The sequence below is a fragment of the Varibaculum sp. genome, assembly GCF_008661855.1.
Taxonomy (GTDB): domain Bacteria; phylum Actinomycetota; class Actinomycetes; order Actinomycetales; family Actinomycetaceae; genus Varibaculum; species Varibaculum timonense_A.
The window spans coordinates 34,671-51,200 of the sequence record NZ_RPZY01000027.1 but is presented as its reverse complement, the minus strand read 5'-3'; the positions used below and the strand labels follow the sequence as shown (position 1 = coordinate 51,200).

Annotated in this window: 16 protein-coding genes; 14 read left to right on the top strand and 2 right to left on the bottom strand. The window is 50.6% G+C overall.

What is annotated here, in order from left to right; all coding sequences use genetic code 11:
- Window positions 1-69 precede the first annotated feature (69 nt).
- The 10 genes from mihF to hisG all read left to right on the top strand — a co-directional run bounded on the left by mihF (window position 70) and on the right by hisG (window position 9,152).
- Window positions 70-381 (top strand): integration host factor, actinobacterial type, encoded by a 312-nt coding sequence (mihF, locus tag QZT94_RS03355; protein WP_270625764.1) that lies wholly within the window; start codon window positions 70-72, stop codon window positions 379-381.
- A gap of 88 nt (window positions 382-469) precedes the next feature.
- Complete coding sequence (gmk, locus tag QZT94_RS03350) at window positions 470-1,027, top strand: guanylate kinase (RefSeq protein WP_296762354.1); 558 nt, start codon at window positions 470-472, stop codon at window positions 1,025-1,027.
- Window positions 1,028-1,080: 53 nt separating this feature from the next.
- Window positions 1,081-1,347 (top strand): DNA-directed RNA polymerase subunit omega, encoded by a 267-nt coding sequence (gene rpoZ, locus QZT94_RS03345; RefSeq protein ID WP_072509650.1) that lies wholly within the window; start codon window positions 1,081-1,083, stop codon window positions 1,345-1,347.
- Window positions 1,348-1,363: 16 nt separating this feature from the next.
- A complete protein-coding gene (coaBC, locus tag QZT94_RS03340) occupies window positions 1,364-2,575 on the top strand; it encodes a bifunctional phosphopantothenoylcysteine decarboxylase/phosphopantothenate--cysteine ligase CoaBC (RefSeq protein WP_270625756.1) in 1,212 nt (403 codons plus the stop codon).
- Entirely contained in the window at window positions 2,572-4,656 is a 2,085-nt protein-coding gene (locus QZT94_RS03335) for a hypothetical protein (RefSeq protein WP_296762351.1), read from the top strand. The genes coaBC and QZT94_RS03335 overlap by 4 nt, the downstream gene beginning before the upstream one ends.
- A 65-nt stretch (window positions 4,657-4,721) precedes the next feature.
- Window positions 4,722-5,678, top strand: a complete 957-nt coding sequence (gene fmt / locus QZT94_RS03330) for a methionyl-tRNA formyltransferase (protein ID WP_270625752.1) — start codon at window positions 4,722-4,724, stop codon at window positions 5,676-5,678.
- The gene (locus tag QZT94_RS03325; protein WP_296762348.1) at window positions 5,675-7,195 is read left to right on the top strand and encodes a transcription antitermination factor NusB; all 1,521 of its coding nucleotides are present in this window, start codon (window positions 5,675-5,677) and stop codon (window positions 7,193-7,195) included. The genes fmt and QZT94_RS03325 overlap by 4 nt, the downstream gene beginning before the upstream one ends.
- A 2-nt stretch (window positions 7,196-7,197) precedes the next feature.
- Window positions 7,198-7,863, top strand: coding sequence for a ribulose-phosphate 3-epimerase (gene rpe, locus QZT94_RS03320; protein WP_296762346.1), 666 nt, complete (start codon window positions 7,198-7,200; stop codon window positions 7,861-7,863).
- A 172-nt stretch (window positions 7,864-8,035) separates the two neighbouring features.
- Entirely contained in the window at window positions 8,036-8,299 is a 264-nt protein-coding gene (locus QZT94_RS03315) for a phosphoribosyl-ATP diphosphatase (RefSeq protein ID WP_296762344.1), read from the top strand.
- 7 nt (window positions 8,300-8,306) lie between these two features.
- On the top strand, window positions 8,307-9,152 hold the full coding sequence (gene hisG / locus QZT94_RS03310; protein ID WP_296762342.1) for an ATP phosphoribosyltransferase: 846 nt from the start codon (window positions 8,307-8,309) through the stop codon (window positions 9,150-9,152).
- Window positions 9,153-9,216: 64 nt separating this feature from the next.
- Here the strand turns inward: hisG and QZT94_RS03305 are convergent, their stop codons facing one another.
- Window positions 9,217-10,347, bottom strand: coding sequence for a DUF3866 family protein (locus QZT94_RS03305; protein WP_296773167.1), 1,131 nt, complete (start codon window positions 10,345-10,347; stop codon window positions 9,217-9,219).
- 61 nt (window positions 10,348-10,408) lie between these two features.
- Between QZT94_RS03305 and QZT94_RS03300 the strand changes: the two genes are divergently transcribed.
- The 4 genes from QZT94_RS03300 to QZT94_RS03285 are packed head-to-tail and all read left to right on the top strand — an operon-like array spanning window position 10,409 to window position 15,896.
- Window positions 10,409-10,735: a hypothetical protein gene (locus QZT94_RS03300; protein WP_296762338.1), complete on the top strand. Its 327-nt coding sequence runs from the start codon at window positions 10,409-10,411 to the stop codon at window positions 10,733-10,735.
- On the top strand, window positions 10,736-13,561 hold the full coding sequence (locus tag QZT94_RS03295) for a DEAD/DEAH box helicase (protein ID WP_296762336.1): 2,826 nt from the start codon (window positions 10,736-10,738) through the stop codon (window positions 13,559-13,561).
- Window positions 13,546-15,153 carry an apolipoprotein N-acyltransferase gene (gene lnt / locus QZT94_RS03290; protein WP_296762334.1) on the top strand — a complete coding sequence of 536 codons (1,608 nt, stop codon included), beginning with the start codon at window positions 13,546-13,548 and terminating at the stop codon, window positions 15,151-15,153. Before QZT94_RS03295 ends, lnt begins: the two co-directional genes overlap by 16 nt.
- Entirely contained in the window at window positions 15,150-15,896 is a 747-nt protein-coding gene (locus tag QZT94_RS03285; RefSeq protein ID WP_270625736.1) for a polyprenol monophosphomannose synthase, read from the top strand. Before lnt ends, QZT94_RS03285 begins: the two co-directional genes overlap by 4 nt.
- A 97-nt stretch (window positions 15,897-15,993) precedes the next feature.
- On the opposite strand, the gene QZT94_RS03280 is transcribed toward QZT94_RS03285, so the two are convergent.
- A complete protein-coding gene (locus QZT94_RS03280) occupies window positions 15,994-16,356 on the bottom strand; it encodes an RNA polymerase-binding protein RbpA (RefSeq protein ID WP_072509662.1) in 363 nt (120 codons plus the stop codon).
- Window positions 16,357-16,530: the final 174 nt, after the last annotated feature.

The following is a 16,530-nucleotide window of genomic DNA, read 5'->3' as shown; positions in this document are numbered from 1 at the left end:
AATAGATAGAAACAACTAATCTTTTTCGTGTTGTTATCCCATAAATCTAGATGAAGAGGTAAATACTAAATGGCACTTCCTTCTTTAACTCCCGAACAGCGTGCACAGGCTTTGGAAAAAGCCGCTATGGCTCGTAAAGCTCGTGCGGAAACGAAGGCGAAGCTGAAGAACCGGGAACTAACCCTGTCTGAAGTAATCAAAAAAGCTCAAGATGATCCTTACTTGGGCAAGATGAAAGTTCAGGCTCTGCTTGAAGCTCTGCCTCGCGTGGGCGCTACCACCGCTGCCGCCGTCATGGAAGAGATTGGTATCGCCAAGTCTCGCCGTATCCGCGGTCTAGGTGAGCACCAGCGCGCTGAGCTAGTTCGCCGCTTCGGCTAAGAACAGCCCTAAAGCAAATAAGAGTGTGGGATCCAAAAATATTTTGGGTCCCACACTCTTATGTTAGAAACCAGGGGAACAGACAGCTATGGCAAATTCTCAGTTATATGTATTGGTCGGCCCGTCCGGAGTGGGGAAAGGAACCGTCCTCAAAGCGCTAAGGAAGGCTTATCCGCACCTTCAGGTGGCAATCTCTGCTACAACCCGCCAGCCCCGCCCCGGGGAGACGGATGGCATTGATTATCACTTTCTATCGGATGCGCGTTTTGAGGAGCTTATTGCCCAAGACGGCTTTTTAGAGTGGGCCACCGTTCACGGTAAGGCGCGGTATGGAACTTTACGTTCTGAGATTAACCGGCATTTCGCTTTGGGACGGGACGTTATTTTAGAGATAGACCTGGCGGGTGCCCGCCAGATACGCCAAAGCTATCCCCAGGCTTGTTTCATTTTCCTTAGCCCACCCAATGAGCACGTCCTCGAAGAGCGGCTCCGCGGTAGAGGTACTGAAGATGAAGCTGAAGTTGCTCGTCGGCTTGAAACCGCAAAAACCGAATTGGCGGCGGCAGGCGAATTTGAACACATTGTGATTAATAATCAACCCGAACAGGCGGCGCGTGAACTAGCAGCCCTGATGGGAATAGCGTAAGATTTTTTGTGAAGATGCGGCTTAGCCGTGAAGTTAAGAAATGAGAGGACAATATGTCGGGTACTGTTGCTAGCCCGGAGGGGATTACTAACCCCCCAATAGATGACCTATTGGAAAAGGTTGAGTCCAAATATGCCTTGGTGGTCTATGCTGCCAAGCGGGCACGCCAGATTAACACCTACAATCTCGAGATTGCTGATGGAATGTTTTCTACTCCCGGTCCCCTGATTGATTGCAATCCCGAAGATAAAGCCTTAAGTATTGCCCTGCGGGAAATAGACAAGGGTGCACTCAACCTGAAAGAGCATGACGAGTCCTAAAAGGACGAGCTAGATTATGTCTAAGCGCCGCCGGGTTATTATTGGGGTCGGAGCAGGAATCGCTGCCTATAAGGCAACTAATGTTGTGCGTGCCCTCAGTAAATCCGGATTTGACGTATGGGTGATACCCACGCCCGCTGCTCTCGAAATGGTAGGAGCGCTCACCTGGCAAGCGCTTTCGGGAAATCCGGTTTACACTCAAGTTAATGAACCGGGCACAGGGGTTGGACATATAGAACTTGCCAGGGACGCGGATTTAATTGCTGTGGTTCCAGCCACTGCTAATGTTTTGGCACGTATAGCCCACGGTCTAGCCAATGACATGCTAACTAACGTGGTTTTAGCTGCTGATTGTCCCTTGTTGCTGGCTCCCGCCATGCATACCAATATGTGGAATAATCCGGCTACCCAAGAAAACGTGAAGTTGTTAAAGAGGCGCGGAGTCCATTTCATTGGTCCAGACCTAGGAGAGCTTTCCAGTGGGGATGTCGGTTTAGGCAGGCTGGTTAGCGAAGATCGCATAGTAGAGCAGATTTTATCCCTGCTTTCACCTAAACCCTGGCAAGGAAAGAACGTATTAGTTAGCGCTGGGGGAACCCGCGAACCTCTAGATCCCGTACGTTTCTTAGGTAATCGTTCCTCCGGGATTTTTGGGGTTCAAATTGCTCGCCATTTTGGACTGCAAGGCGCGAACGTTACCTTGTTGGCCGCTAATATAGAGCCTCAGGTGCTGGCTGCTTTACCCAATAGCGTGAGAGTTCTACCCACCCCCACCGCCACCGAAATGTATAACGCGGCTACAAAGTATTTACCCAATATGCAGGTAGTGGTGATGGCGGCCGCGGTAGCTGACTATAAACCGGCAGAGTTTCAAACCCAAAAAATCAAGAAAACACCTGAAAAAGGCGAGTTTTCTTTAACCCTGTGTCCCACGGTCGATATTTTGGCTTACCTAGCAGAACATAAACAGCCAGGACAAATAGTTACCGGTTTTGCCGCCGAGACCGGATCTTGGGAAACAGTTTTAGATTTAGGCAAAGAAAAGGCTCGCCGTAAAGGAGCCGATATTCTCTTTATCAACAAAGTCGGTCAAACAGCTGGATTTGGCGACACCGCCACCCAGGTTAGCGCAGTTGATCAACTAGGCAATGAAATCGGACAGTTCCGGGGAGAAAAATCTGAGATAGCCCCGCAGATTGTGTCCCTGATTGGTCAGCATAGCCAGTGAAAGATCAAATGCCGCGCTGGAGCGGCCTTGACCCCCTCGCCCAGATACGCAGTCGCCAGGAGGGTAAAACCAAGCGCGGTCACCAGCAAGAGCTACTTCCTTTACCGGATAAACCCGCTGGGAAATGGAAAAACACTGATTCCATTGCCAGAGTAATCCCTGATACTCCCGTATTTCATCTCGCAATTGGTCTTGACTACACCATTCCGCCCCGCCTAGCAGGCAAAACCCGTATTGGCAGCCTGGTAAGCGTGAAGATTGGAGAAAAACTGGTGCACGCCTGGGTAAAGGACATTCGACCTCCAGAAGCAACCTCGCAACGCCTGCGTCCTATTAGTCGCGTGCTTAGCGACAGAGGGCTAGTTTCACCTAAAACCTTCCAGCTTGCTCAGCAGGTGGTCAGCCGTTACGCGGGAAATATCTCTCAAGTCTTAAACCAGGCGATTCCTAATCGCCGGGCAGGGATAGAAAAAGAGTTTTTTACTAACAACTTTGCCCCGGTAATGCCGCTGACCAGCCGAGAAGCCCCCTGCCAGGAGACTAACTGCCTTAGCGTAAGAGACGAACCCAAAATAGAAAACTATCCCCAAGGAAAAGGATTGCTAGATTCGCTGGCAAATAAACGCCTGGCACGAGTAGTCTGGTCGGCGATTCCCGAACCTAATAGGGTAGCTCCTTTTAACCAGATTAGTGAGCTAGTCAGCGTGGCTTTGAAAGCGAAGGGAAGCGTCCTGTGTCTTTTCCCTACTGCTCGCCAAGCTAGCGAGTTTTGCTCCTATTGGAGCGCCAGCCAGGGTGCTAATGCGCCCTCACCCCTAAAATACTTTTTTGAAAAATCTAGCGGCAGGCACTACCAGGCATATCTTCAGTGCCGTTTTAACCATCCGCGCCTAGTGGTAGGAACCCGCTCAGCCATTTTTGCCCCCCTCAAAAGGATTTCGCTGCTACTGATTTGGGACGAGAATGCGCAAACCTATCAAGAGCAAACCGCGCCCTACTGGCATAGCCGCCAAGTCGCAATGATGAGGGCAAACAGTGAAAAATGTTCACTGATATTAGGTAGCTACTCTCGTTCTCCCCAAGCTCAAGCCTTAGTGCTATCTTCTTGGGCTAGTGAGCTAGCTATGAATAATACTCCAGTGCTGCTCCCCAAGATTTTTACCCCTGATTATGAACAACGCGATGATTTATCTATCGGGCGTACCCCTATTTCCTCCACCGCTATCCAGTTTTTGCGAAGCTGCCTGGAAAATGGCCCGGTTTTAGTGCAGGTAGGGCGAAGAGGAGGACGAAAAGCCTTAAGTTGCGCCCGCTGTTCAGCTCCGCTGCGCTGTCCAAAATGCTTGGGGCAGGTAGAACAAAGAGGGGATGACTACCTGTGCCCCAGTTGTGGTCATTCATTCTTCTTCCGCTGTCCTAACTGCGGGGCGCAGCAAGCTCGAGCAGCTGTGCGCGGGCATCAGCGTATCGGCAGGGAACTCGCCGCTGCGTTCCCCAAAATTCCAGTTATCAATTGTGACGCTGATAATTCTTTACCTCCCATTGGGACTAAACCGACCCTGGTAGTGGCCACGGTGGATCAAGAACCGGTTGCCAGCAACGGATACGCGGGAGCGCTGCTATTAGATGCGGGAATGCTCATAAGTCTTGACCGTATTTGGGCGGGGGAACAAACCCTGCGCCGCTGGGCAAATCTGGGAGCTAAAGTGGCAGCAAAGGGCAAAATCATGCTCAGCGGCGACCCAGGGGAGTATCTTGCTACCACTTTTAAGCGGCGAACATTTCGCGAGTGGGCAAGTAAAGAACTTCAAGAACGAGCTGAAGTGGGAATCCCTCCCACCGCAGCTATGGCAGCCATTCGCGCCAGTAAAGACACCCTTAATCAGCTATTAGCCTGCGCAAACTTTCCGGATATGCAAGTTATAGAGCCAGTTCGCTTTGGAAATGATTGGCAGGTAATAGTGCGCGCCCGTCTAGACCAAGGCGAAGAGCTACGCGCCGAGCTTAGCCGCCTACAGGCTCTGGCTTCCCGAAAAAAATGGGAGCCTGTCAAAGTACAGGTTGATCCGTATGACTTCTAGCTTTCCCTTGCAAACATCCTTGCCCTATGTCCTGAGGAAGTTTCTTAACTGATAGCATTAAGAATATGCGTGTCTTATTTGCCGGTACTCCCGCCAGTGCAGTACCTGTCTTGGAATATTTGCTTTCCAGCGAGCATGAAGTGGTTGCAGTGCTAACTCGTCCTCCCGCTAAATCGGGGCGAGGACGCAGACTCACCCCTTCTCCGGTTGCCCAGTTAGCCGAACGCTCTGGCATAAAGGTCTACACCCCCTCCTCTCTAAAAGACGCTCAGCAGCGTCCCGATTTTGCGCAAATGCAGGTAGATGTGGCGGTGGTAGTGGCTTATGGTCTGCTGATTCCTAAAGATTTGCTGGAAGTTTTTCCCTATGGATGGCTAAACCTGCATTATTCCCTGCTACCGAAATGGCGCGGAGCCTCCCCGGTACAACATTCAAGAATTGCGGGGGAAGAAATAACCGGGGTCAGCATTTTCAAGATAGATGAGGGCATGGACACCGGCCCTATCTACGCGGTCGATCCGATTAGGGTCGCTCCGCAAACTACTGCCGACCTGCTTTTACAACGCCTTACCGACAGTGGAATTAAATTGCTTCCGCACGTACTTAAGGCTTTAGAGGGAGGAACTCCCAAAGCTCACCCCCAATCTAGTCAAGGGGTCAGCTATGCACCTTTGCTCAGCAAAGCCGATGCCCAGATTCCCTGGAATAAAGAGGCAGGGGCAGTTTTAGATATGATTTGTGCCTTTACTTCTCAACCGGGGGCATGGACGGTATTGCCTGATGGCAAGCGGATTACTATTTATCCGGCAATTGAAATGAAAGATCACAATACTTTATCGCCTGGACAGGTACAGATAACTAAACACGAGGTCACGGTAGGGACAGCAACTAACGATGTGAAACTGACTTTTGTGACTCCAGCCGGGAAAAAAGAAATGGCTGCAGATGCTTGGGGACGCGGGCAGCATTACGGCAACGAATTTTTCTTCGCCCTACCGAGCTGTTCAGAGGGGGATTTGTGAGGCAAAAATATCCTCAAAAACGCCAATCTTCCAACTCGCGGGGCAATCGGTATGTCAAACGCCCGCAAAGAAAAGCGAGTAATTCAACGCAATGGCAAGCACAAACCGACCGGGTACGTACCCTGGTTTACCAAGTGTTACTGGCGGTCGAGACCCGGGAATCCTACGCTAATTTGTTACTTCCGCCCAGGCTAACCCGTGCCCAGATTGGCGGGCGAGATGCCGGGTTTGCTACCGAATTGACCTATGGAACTCTGCGTTGTCAGGGCTACTATGACTGGATAATTGAACAATGCTCCTCGCGCCCAGTAGCTGCACTGGAAAAACCGGTATTGGTGATTTTGCGAATGGGCCTACATCAATTGTTAAATATGCGAGTTCCCACCCATGCTGCGGTTAGTGAATCGGTTAATTTGGCGAAACAAGAAGTCAATCAGGGAGCAGCGGGACTGGTAAACGGGGTTTTACGGGGGGCTCTACGCCTGGGCGAGGACGAGCTGCAGCGCCGACTCAATTCCTTAAGTCCTACTGCTCGCTTAGCAAGGCGCTATTCCCATCCAGCTTGGATTATCGCCGCCTACCGCGCCGCGCTCAGCGAGCATCAGAAGCTGGGAGCCGAGATTCCCGCTGATGACGCTAGCCTTGAGGCGCTGCTTGCAGCCAATAATCGTCCTCCCTATATAAATCTAGTGGCTAGACCAGGACTGATTGCGCGCGAAGACTTGGCGGATAGGGTTGAAGAAAGCGAACAAGACGTAGCCTATTCTACTCTTAGCCCCTGGGGGTTAATTGTGTCCGGGGGAGACCCAGCGGATTTAGAGGCAGTTATTAACGGACAGGCAGCAGTAGAAGACCAGGGTTCTCAGTTAATAGCCGGTTTAGCTGCTGAATATCCGCTGAGCGGTCGCGATAAAATCTGGCTGGATTTATGTGCCGGACCGGGTGGTAAGACCGCATTAATGGCGGCTTTAGGACGAGAACGCGGGGCAAAGGTTTTCGCCAACGAAATCAGTCCTCACCGCGCAAAACTGGTGGAAGATTCGGTTAAGGCTCTAGATAACGTCGAAGTTGTATGTAAAGATGGTACAGATTTTCCCTCCCGTGAGGGGGGATTTGACCGGGTTCTCGTGGATGCTCCCTGTACCGGATTGGGGGCGCTGCGCCGTCACCCAGAATCACGTTACCGTTCCCGCAATGAAACGATTCCCGAAATCACCGCCTTGCAGGCACGACTACTTGGTCGTGCCCTGGACGTATGCCGTGAGGGCGGCCTGGTTATTTACGCTACTTGTTCTCCGCATCCGGCGGAAACCACTTTCCTGGTAGAGCGAGTTTTGAAAGAACGCGGTGACGGGCAACTTTTAGATCTAGGGGATGCTATAGGTCAGCTGATTGCAGCTGATGCCTGGCCAAGCTCGCTCGGGTGCGCGGATAAATACCTGCAACTTTGGCCTCATATTCACAGCAGTGACGCGATGTTTGCTGTGGTAATCGCGAAAAATCGAAAAGGGGTTTAACTATGGCAGTTACTATTTCTCCATCAATACTTAACTGTGATATCGCCAATCTGGCAAGTGAAATCAAAAAAATTAGGAACGCCGATTATGCCCATGTGGACGTGATGGATAACCATTTTGTTCCTAATTTGTCGTGGGGACTTCCGGTAGTAGAGGCAGTTATTCGGGAAAATATTTTGCCGGTAGATGCGCATTTAATGATTGAGGACGCCGATCGCTACGCTCCTGCCTATGCCGAGGCTGGCTGTGCCTCGGTTACTTTTCATGCCGAAGCCGCTATCGCCCCTATCCGTTTAGCTCGGGAAATTCGTGCCCAGGGAGCGAAAGTCGGAATGGCGCTGCGACCCGCTACCGATATTACCCCCTATATTGATTTGCTTAGTGAACTGGATATGCTCTTGGTGATGACCGTAGAGCCGGGCTTCGGGGGACAGGCCTTTTTAGAATCCATGATGGGCAAAGTACGTCGTGCCCGCAAAGCTATTTCTGCGGCGAATTTGCAGGTAGCTTTGCAAGTAGATGGGGGAATCAATCGGGAAACCATCACTAAAGCCGCCGAAGCCGGGGCGGATGTATTTGTGGCTGGCTCAGCGGTATATAAGGCTGATGATGCTTTTAACGAGGTCGAACAGTTGCGTCAAATCGCTAATCACCATATAAATCATTAAAGCTGGGAATGGTTTATCGGTATAAACTTAACGGGCATCAAACATTTATTCTTTAACGATTCTAAAGTAAAGCATCCGACATAAGCGGTTTAGAAAACTAGAACAGCGCTTATTCACCTACGATAATGAATCGTTTGCGCATTATTTTTAGAAACCAACTAACCTTGAAGATATGAAAAGTTTTGAAGACCTATTTGCCGAGCTAAAACTGAAAGCTAATGAACGTCCCGAAGGTTCTGGAACCGTTAAAGAACTCGATGCCGGGGTACATGCAATCGGCAAAAAACTGGTAGAGGAAGCCGCTGAAACCTGGATGGCAGCCGAATATGAAAGCCGGGATGATTTTTGTTTAGAAGTTTCCCAGCTGCTCTATCACGCGCAAGTAATGATGATTGCTAAAGGGGTTAGCCTCGAAGATGTCTACCGTAAACTCTAGGGAAAATATGTTACGTATAGCTGTCCCAAATAAGGGTGGTTTGTCCGAACCAGCAATAAAGCTTCTTTCCGAGGCCGGATATCGCACCCGCAGACGCGGTCGGGAACTACATATTGTTGATCACAACAATAAGGTGGAGATTTTTTTCCTCCGGCCGCGTGATATTGCCCAATACGTCGGTGCTGGATATATCCATGCTGGCATCACGGGACGGGATTTATTAGCAGACTCTGGGGTTAAAGCTACCGAGGTGTGCGAACTGGGCTATGGGGCTTCTACGTTCCGTCTAGCAGCCCCTAAAGGCACTATGAGCAGTGTCCACGATTTGCAAGGCAAACGGATTGCCACCTCTTTTGACCGAATTATGCAAGACTACCTGGCTGAACATCAGGTGGAGGCAACTACTGTTCATCTAGATGGAGCAGTAGAGTCAGCGGTGCGTTTGGGGGTGGCAGATGCGATTGCTGATGTGGTAGAAACTGGCAATACCTTGCGAGCTGCGGGGCTGGAAGTCTTTGGGGAACCAGTAATGAAGTCGGTGGCGGTGCTAATTGCCAATCCGCAATCGGTAACTCGCCGAGGTCTAGAGGTTCTCCGGCAGCGTCTGGGCGGGGTATTAACCGCCCGCAACTACGTGTTACTTGACTACAATGTACAAAGGGATCAGTTAGAACAGGCAGTATATTTTACTCCCGGAATCTCTTCCCCTACGATTTCTTCTCTGCAAGATTCTCACTGGTTAGCGGTACGCGCTATGTGTAAGCGTAGTGAAGTACATGGGGTGGTTGATAAGCTGGCCGCCTTAGGAGCACAGGGGATTTTGGTTACCCAGCTACTTTCCGCCCGTATCTAAATATAGTTTTGCTTCGCCTTGGGTAGCGGGTTTTCTAAAGCAATAACCTTTGCCTAAGAGCCAATTACAGCATTTGCGCTGCCACTCGCCCGGCAACCGCCGCCGATAAAAACTGAGCGCTATCCTGATTTAGTGACCGCCCCATAGTTGAAAGATTCACCGGACAGGTCGATAGCGCTGCGTAAAGCCCAACCGTAGAACACCGTTTTAACTCATGATGGGAGCTAATAAGCCGACTTTGCTGTTCTAGTAGCTTTGAAAAATCCGCTTCAATCAGTTCGGCTTGCCCCCCGCCCTCGCCACAAAACACCGGAAATGGCACCGTGAGAGCAACCGGCACAAACCCCGACAAAATCCGGAGGCTATGATGAGAGATTCCCTGATGGCGAGGACGAGCATCAGCCTTAGAAATCCGCAAGGCACAGATAGGACGCCCTCCTCCTAAAGCAGCCTGAGTGAGGAAAGCAGAAAGGTCGAAACCGGAATACCCAAAGGGAGTGCCGCTACCGGCGTTACCCGGCCCTTGCCCCACAATCGCATTATCGGCGTTTACGACGTGCTGAGCGGCTAAGAGGGCGGAAAAGGTATTGATTGCTTCTAAGTCGCCACCGAAAGCCTGCCCAGCAGTAATTACTGAGGCTAGCCATTGATTTTGGCGTAAGAGCGAAATGTTTCTCGAAAAAAATGCGGGAAGCGCGCCGCCATCGGTATATACATAGACGATTTTTGCGCCGGGATTTTCTGCTCTGATTCCGGCGATTACCGCCGGTAACTGGGAATGTAAATCAATCCCCACCACCGGCATCCCCTCAAGGTTTTCTGCCCGGCTCATTGATTCATGCCAGGGAGATTGTTGCTCCTCCAGCGCCGAAACCAGGTATTGACTGGGACTATAGCGCGCTTTCATAATGTGACCGTCATTGGCGGGAAGTTCATCAGCGGGCAGACGCTCACAAAGGGAGGTTACCAGTCCAAATCCACCAGTCCCCAGGTTTCTCTGCAATGGTGAACAGTCAAAACGCACCCTATCGCCGCAAAGAATTTTTCCGATTAGCTGCGGGTAGGAAAGCACCTGCACTTTTTGTCCTATAAAAAATTGTTCCGCATTATCGGGGCAAGCGGTTATGGTCACCGTCAGCTCTTGAGACCCCTTAAAGTCATGGACAGCTTCCACCTGTCCCTCACGTAGCATCATATTTTTATCCTAAGCGAAGTCTAGGTGACCGCGTGGATAATAAACAGGTAGGCTTATATATGTGTATTGGTTACTATTTGCGTTGTGGACGCTCGGAATTCTGGCAGCGATAATCTGCCCAATCGTCATGTTTATCTGGCTGTTCCGCAAGGTCAATACAACTTTCCGGGTATTTGGAGAACAGGCATCAAGGCTATCTGATCCCCTAAATGATTTACAGGAGGCAGCTCCGCTTACCCCGCTACGCGCCCCCGGAGCTAGCGGCGACCCCGCCACCTTAGCTCAAGCCCATCAAGTTCGCCAGCAGGTAGCACTTAGCCGCCAGGTTCGGCGTTACCGGCGCCTAGATTCCGCTAAGGAGCGCTGGGAGAAACTGGGGCTGATATAGATGCCCCGCAAGCGTAGGCGTAAAAATCATTCTTCCTCCTTACCGACCCAAGATTGGGAGCAGCTTTCACCGGCTCAAAAGCTAGCTAGTTTTAAACGCAACCAAATAAGAGGGGAAGTCAATGACTTTGCTAGTCGCTTCGACTATCCTATAGATGATTTTCAGCTGCGCGCTATTGATGCTCTACAGGCAGGCAAATCAGTGTTAGTTGCCGCCCCCACCGGATCAGGAAAAACCCTGGTAGGGGATTTCGCCCTATTTTTAGCGTTAAAAAGGGGGCTGAGAGCCTTCTATACCACTCCAATCAAGGCGCTATCTAATCAAAAATTCCGGGATTTTTCTGCCAGCTACGGTAGTGAAAACGTGGGGCTGCTGACTGGAGATGTTTCGGTAAATCCCGCGGCTCCCATCGTGGTAATGACTACCGAAGTGCTGCGTAATATGCTTTACCGTCAAGATAAACGCCTAGAGGATTTAGGTTTCGTTATTCTTGACGAAGTTCATTACTTAGCTGACCGTTATCGCGGTCCGGTATGGGAAGAAGTTATTTTACATCTTGACAGCCAGGTCAAAGTGATTGCCCTATCTGCCACAGTGTCTAATGCGGAAGAATTCGGGCAGTGGTTACGGGAAGTACGCGGGAACCTTGAGATTGTGGTTTCCGAAAAACGTCCCGTGCCACTTTATCAACATATGTTTGTGGGAGGACGTCTATTCGACCTCGAAACTAAAACTAAAGGCGGTAAAAGCCGGCTAAACCCGGCATTGCTTGCCCAGACCCGCCAGAGCCTAGGGGAGAGCAGGGCAGGAAGTCACACCAGTTTACCGGCAGCAGTAGCGCAGCTCCAGGAAAGTAATCTCTTACCGGCAATCGTGTTTATTTTTTCGCGTTCTCGTTGCGATCAGGGACAAAAACAGCTGATAGCAGCAGGAATGGATTTAACTAATCCCCAGGAAAAGCAACAAATCCAAAGCTATCTGGACGATATTGCGGAAAATATTCCGGGGCATGATTTTTTTGCTTTAGGTTTAGACCCTCTTTTTGCTGGTCTCAGACGCGGAATTGCCGTTCATCATGCCGGGTTGCTACCCGTACTTAAAGAGGCCGTAGAGAAAATGTTCGCAGCGGGTCTGCTAAAAGTGGTGCTAGCAACCGAGACCCTCGCCCTAGGAATCAATATGCCAGCGCGTTCGGTGACGATTGAATCGCTACGCAAATGGGATGGGCATGAGTTCCAAATGCTCACAGCGGGGCAATACACTCAGCTAACCGGAAGGGCAGGTCGGCGCGGCATTGACACCTTGGGGCATGGGATTGTTATTTATCGTCCCGGTATAGATCCGGCTATCGTGGCTGGTCTGGCTTCCAGACGTACCTATCCCTTGAAGTCGGCTTTTACTCCCACCTATAATATGGCGGTTAATCTGCTAAGTCGCGGTTCGATAAGCGAAACTCGCGATATTTTGCGGCGCTCTTTTGCACAGTTCCAAGCAGACCGCTCCCTGGTGGGTAAAGCGCAGCAGGCTAAGGAAAAACAAAAGGAAGCCGATAAAATTATTGCTTCGGGAACTTTAGAGTGTTCCCAGGGAGATATTTACGAATACGTCAGGCTACATTCCGAATTGCAATCCCGGGACGCTGACCGGGCTAGAGCTCTTGCCCGCGAGCAGCTGAGGCAGCGCAATGAGTTATTTCGCTGTCTAAAACGCGGAGATGTTCTGGTCTATCCCAATGGTCAAAGAACTCGCCACGGGGTAGTGATGAAGAAATCGTTTACCCGCAGCGGGGAGATTAGTTTGCGGGTGCTTGAAGATAACGCGAAGCTTAGAGATTTTTCTAGTAACTATCTGGCGGGTGATTTGGCGTTAGTGGGGCAAATGCTGGTCGAGGATTATTCGGAGCGTAAACCTCGTGATCGGCAACGCTTAGCATCGAAGCTGCGTTTAGCGGTGCGCGATAATTTGTTTCCAGATCCGCCTACTTCTTCCGCTTCTTTACCATCGCTTCCAGCCTTAGCTGGCTCATCGGCAGTTTCATCTTCTTCTCAGGTGGATAAGTTGGGGGCTAACACCGGTACTCAGGGGAAAATAATCGATACCGAGCTTAGTAATCTGAGTGAACAGCGTTTAGAGGAGATGGTGGTTTCTCACCAGGTTGCTCACTGCCCAAAGGTGCGAGAGCATTTGAAGAAGGCTTCCCGGTGGGTTCGCCTCGAGCGGCAGGCCATTAAGCTCAGACGTCAGGTTGAGATTTCCGAAGGGAAACTGGTGAATACTTTTGACCGGGTTGTGGCGGTCTTGAAGCGTTTGGATTATTTATCGGCTGATGGAAAGGTTAGCGAAGCTGGGCAGGTTCTTGCTCGTATCTATAGTGAATATGATTTATTGATTGCTCAATGCGTGCTTCAAGACGTGTTTGCGGGATTGTCTCCGGCGCGTCTGGCAGCCGCTTGCAGCGCTGCTAGTTATGAGGCGCGGCGGGAGGTGTCCGGGGCTCCGGTTCCGTCCTCGCTTAAACCGGTGGTTAATCGGATTGAAGCCTTGGCCGAGAATCTGCGAGCTATTCAAAGCGAGTTGGGGGCGCCTAAGATTCCGCAATCTTCGTGCGCACTGGTGGCTGCCACCTATGCCTGGGCTAAGGGTAAGCCGCTCGCAGTGGCAATCGAAGCGGGCGGCTTGGAAGCTGGTGATTTTGTGCGGGCGATGAAACAGTTATTGGATGTGCTTCGACAATTAGAGACGATTGGAAGTGTGGAAACCTCTGCTAGCGCCCGTAAAGCCCAAAAGCTGATTTTGCGAGGGGTGGTGGCGTGGTCCGATTTCTAGTTCGCGGTTTTTGGACTTTTTTTGCTTCCGTCGCTATTGCTGCCGCTTTACTATTGGCATTTCCTTCGTCTTGGGGAAGTCATTGGTTTGCGCCCTGGCTAGCTATGGGAGCGTGGCTATTGGTGTTGCGCCGGGCAGACAAAAAGTACGCACTAGCGATTTCGGGGCTTGTGGCTTTCTTATTCTTTTTGCTGCTTTTCCGTTGGGTATCAACTTCACTTGGGTTTAATACCCCTTGGATTGCACTGACCTTTTGTGAGTCTTTATTCTTAACGACCTGGGCGGCTTCGACCCTGGCACTCCGGCATTTGTCTAGCCCCTTATGGTCGTTGTGGGCGGCTTTTTCCTATGCCGGTCTTGAGGCTTGGAGGGCGAGTTTTCCCTGGACGGGAATGCCTTGGGGATTACTGGGGTTTTCGCAGGTAGACAGTCCCCTTAAAGGCTGGATTCCTCTGCTAGGGGAAAGCGGTATGGCTTTCTTAATGGTTTTTATTCTAGCCGCTCTAGTTAGCGTGACTTGGAATGTGACTATGCCTAATCTGGTGGCCCTTGCTTTGGCCTTGGCGGTGATAATCGCATCTGGAATGGGTCTTACAGCCTTAGGGGACAGCCGGGACACTGCTCAGATTAGGGTTGCCGCCATGCAGGGGGGAGTTTCTTGGCCGATTGAACAGGTTTATGCCCACCCGGGAACTATTTTATCTGGGCATATTAGGCAAGCTCGCCAGGCGAAACTGCAACCTACTGAGGTGATTTTATGGGGAGAGCAGGCAGCAGATGTTGATTTGGGTAAAGATTCCGCTTGGGCAGATGATCTTCACCTACTACAGCAATCCTTAAAAGTCCCAATTGTTTTTGGTATGCTCTCTTATTCCGAAAAAAATACCTCTAACCAGGTATTACAGGTTAATAACGGCGAAATTAAACCGGTTTATACCAAACGTAAACCGGTTCCTTTTGGCGAGTTCCTTCCCGGCAGAACCCTGGTTTCCAAACTCTTCCCCGAGCAAGTAAAAATGTTGCCACGCGATATGGTGGCGGGTAACCGAGTGGGAATAGCCAAGGTGGGTAAGGCACGTTTGGGTACGAACATCTGTTTTGAGGTGGCGTTAGATTCTCTGGTACGCCAGACGGTCAATTCCGGCGCTAATGTTTTATTTTTCCCAACTAATAATTCTTCTTTTGGTTACTCTTACCAGTCGCGCCAGCAGCTACAAATAGCTCGCTTTCGCGCCCTCGAATATAATCGCTCCGTAGCCCAGGTTGCGATTGGGGGAGTGAGTGCTTTGATTAACCCCGAGGGAAAAGTTTTGGCTCAGTCAGGGCTTTTTCGGACCGATACTTTGCAAGCCGCCCTGCCTCTGCGCGATACGCTTACTTTTCAGGCTCGTTTTGGCGCGCTCCAAGATGCTTTGGTTCGTTGGGGGTTTTTAGGAGCTGTGCTCGTGCTCAGTTTCGGGTTTGGGCTGCGCTTTTGGCGAGGCCGCTATCGATCTGTTTCTGCAAATAGTTGCGCTCATGATACGAAAGATTCAGGTAAAGGGCGCAGAGGACGCTTACAGAAAAGTCCAAAAGGGAAAGGCAAGAAATGAAGGATACAGTAATCGCGATTCCCACTTATAACGAGGCCGCAACCTTAGCTAAACAGATACAGAAGTTACGCCGTAATGTACCCCAGGTAGATTTACTAATTATTGACGATAATTCCCCGGATGGTACCGGTCAGATTGCTGATGAAATTGCCGCTAAAGACAGGGGAGTGCGAGTTTTGCACCGACCGGAAAAAGCTGGTCTAGGCCGGGCATATTTGGCTGCTTTTTCCTGGGCGCAGCAAGCGGGCTATACCTGGGTAGTGCAAATGGATGCAGATGGTTCTCATCGGGTGCGGGATTTACACAAGTTGCTTGCCCGCCGGTTTTGGCCGAGCAAGCCAGATTTGGTGATTGGTTCACGCTGGATTCGGGGAGGACGACTTGAGGGCTGGTCGCGTATGCGCGAAGCCCTATCCAGAGCGGGCAATGCCTATATCGCGGCTTGGTTAAATCTGGGCATCGGGGATGCTACCGCTGGTTTTCGGGTTTATCGTCTAGATTTTTTGTCCGGTTTGGGTTTAGAGGATTTGGATTCTCGTGGTTACTGTTTTCAGATTGATATGACCCGCCGGGCGGTACGCTGTGGGGGAGATATTGTCGAGGTGCCGATTACTTTTCAAGAACGCGCGGCCGGATCGTCGAAAATGTCTAGCGCAATTATTCTAGAAGCGCTCACTAAAGTTACCCGTTGGGGAATCAACGACCGTTTAAGTGCCTTAGGACGAGCGCAAAGCGAAGCCTAGAGCCATAAGACGGGAGAGCTCCTCCGCTATTTTGCTTTGTTTTGTGCGCGATAAGTCAAAATGGTTGGCGCTAAAGGGTAGGGTTAATACCCAAAGACTAGCGGTAATGTACCCCGTCCATTAGTGCTCCGGAATGAAGTACTTCGAGTTGTTCTTTTAATAGTATTTCTAGCTCTTCTTCACTGCGACGCTCCATGAGCATATCCCAGTGGGTACGTTGGGGACGCAGCGGTTTAGAATCTTCTTCTTCGGCGGGTTCTTCATATTGAAGCTCACCCATTTCTCCGCATTTGCATTCCCACTGGGCAGGAGCTGCTACCTCGGCAGCAAAAGTCATGTGGTAGCGGTGTCCTTTAGGGCATATATAGAGGCTTTCGCGTCTTTGGGCGAATACTACGCCGTCCTCTGTCTCTAGGCTTTTTGAACCGATACTTGTGCCGCGTAGTGCCCGCTCTGCCATAGTAAATAATTCTCCTTGCTGCTCAGCCAAAGTGCTAGCCGATATACCTGCCCTATTCTAACAGGAGAGCTAATAGAGTTCGACACCGTTACGCCGGAAAAGAAAATATCTTAGCTACATATTTCTTAAAATGCTAGACCAGCTAACTTGCTATTGCTAGAATTATCGTGTCAC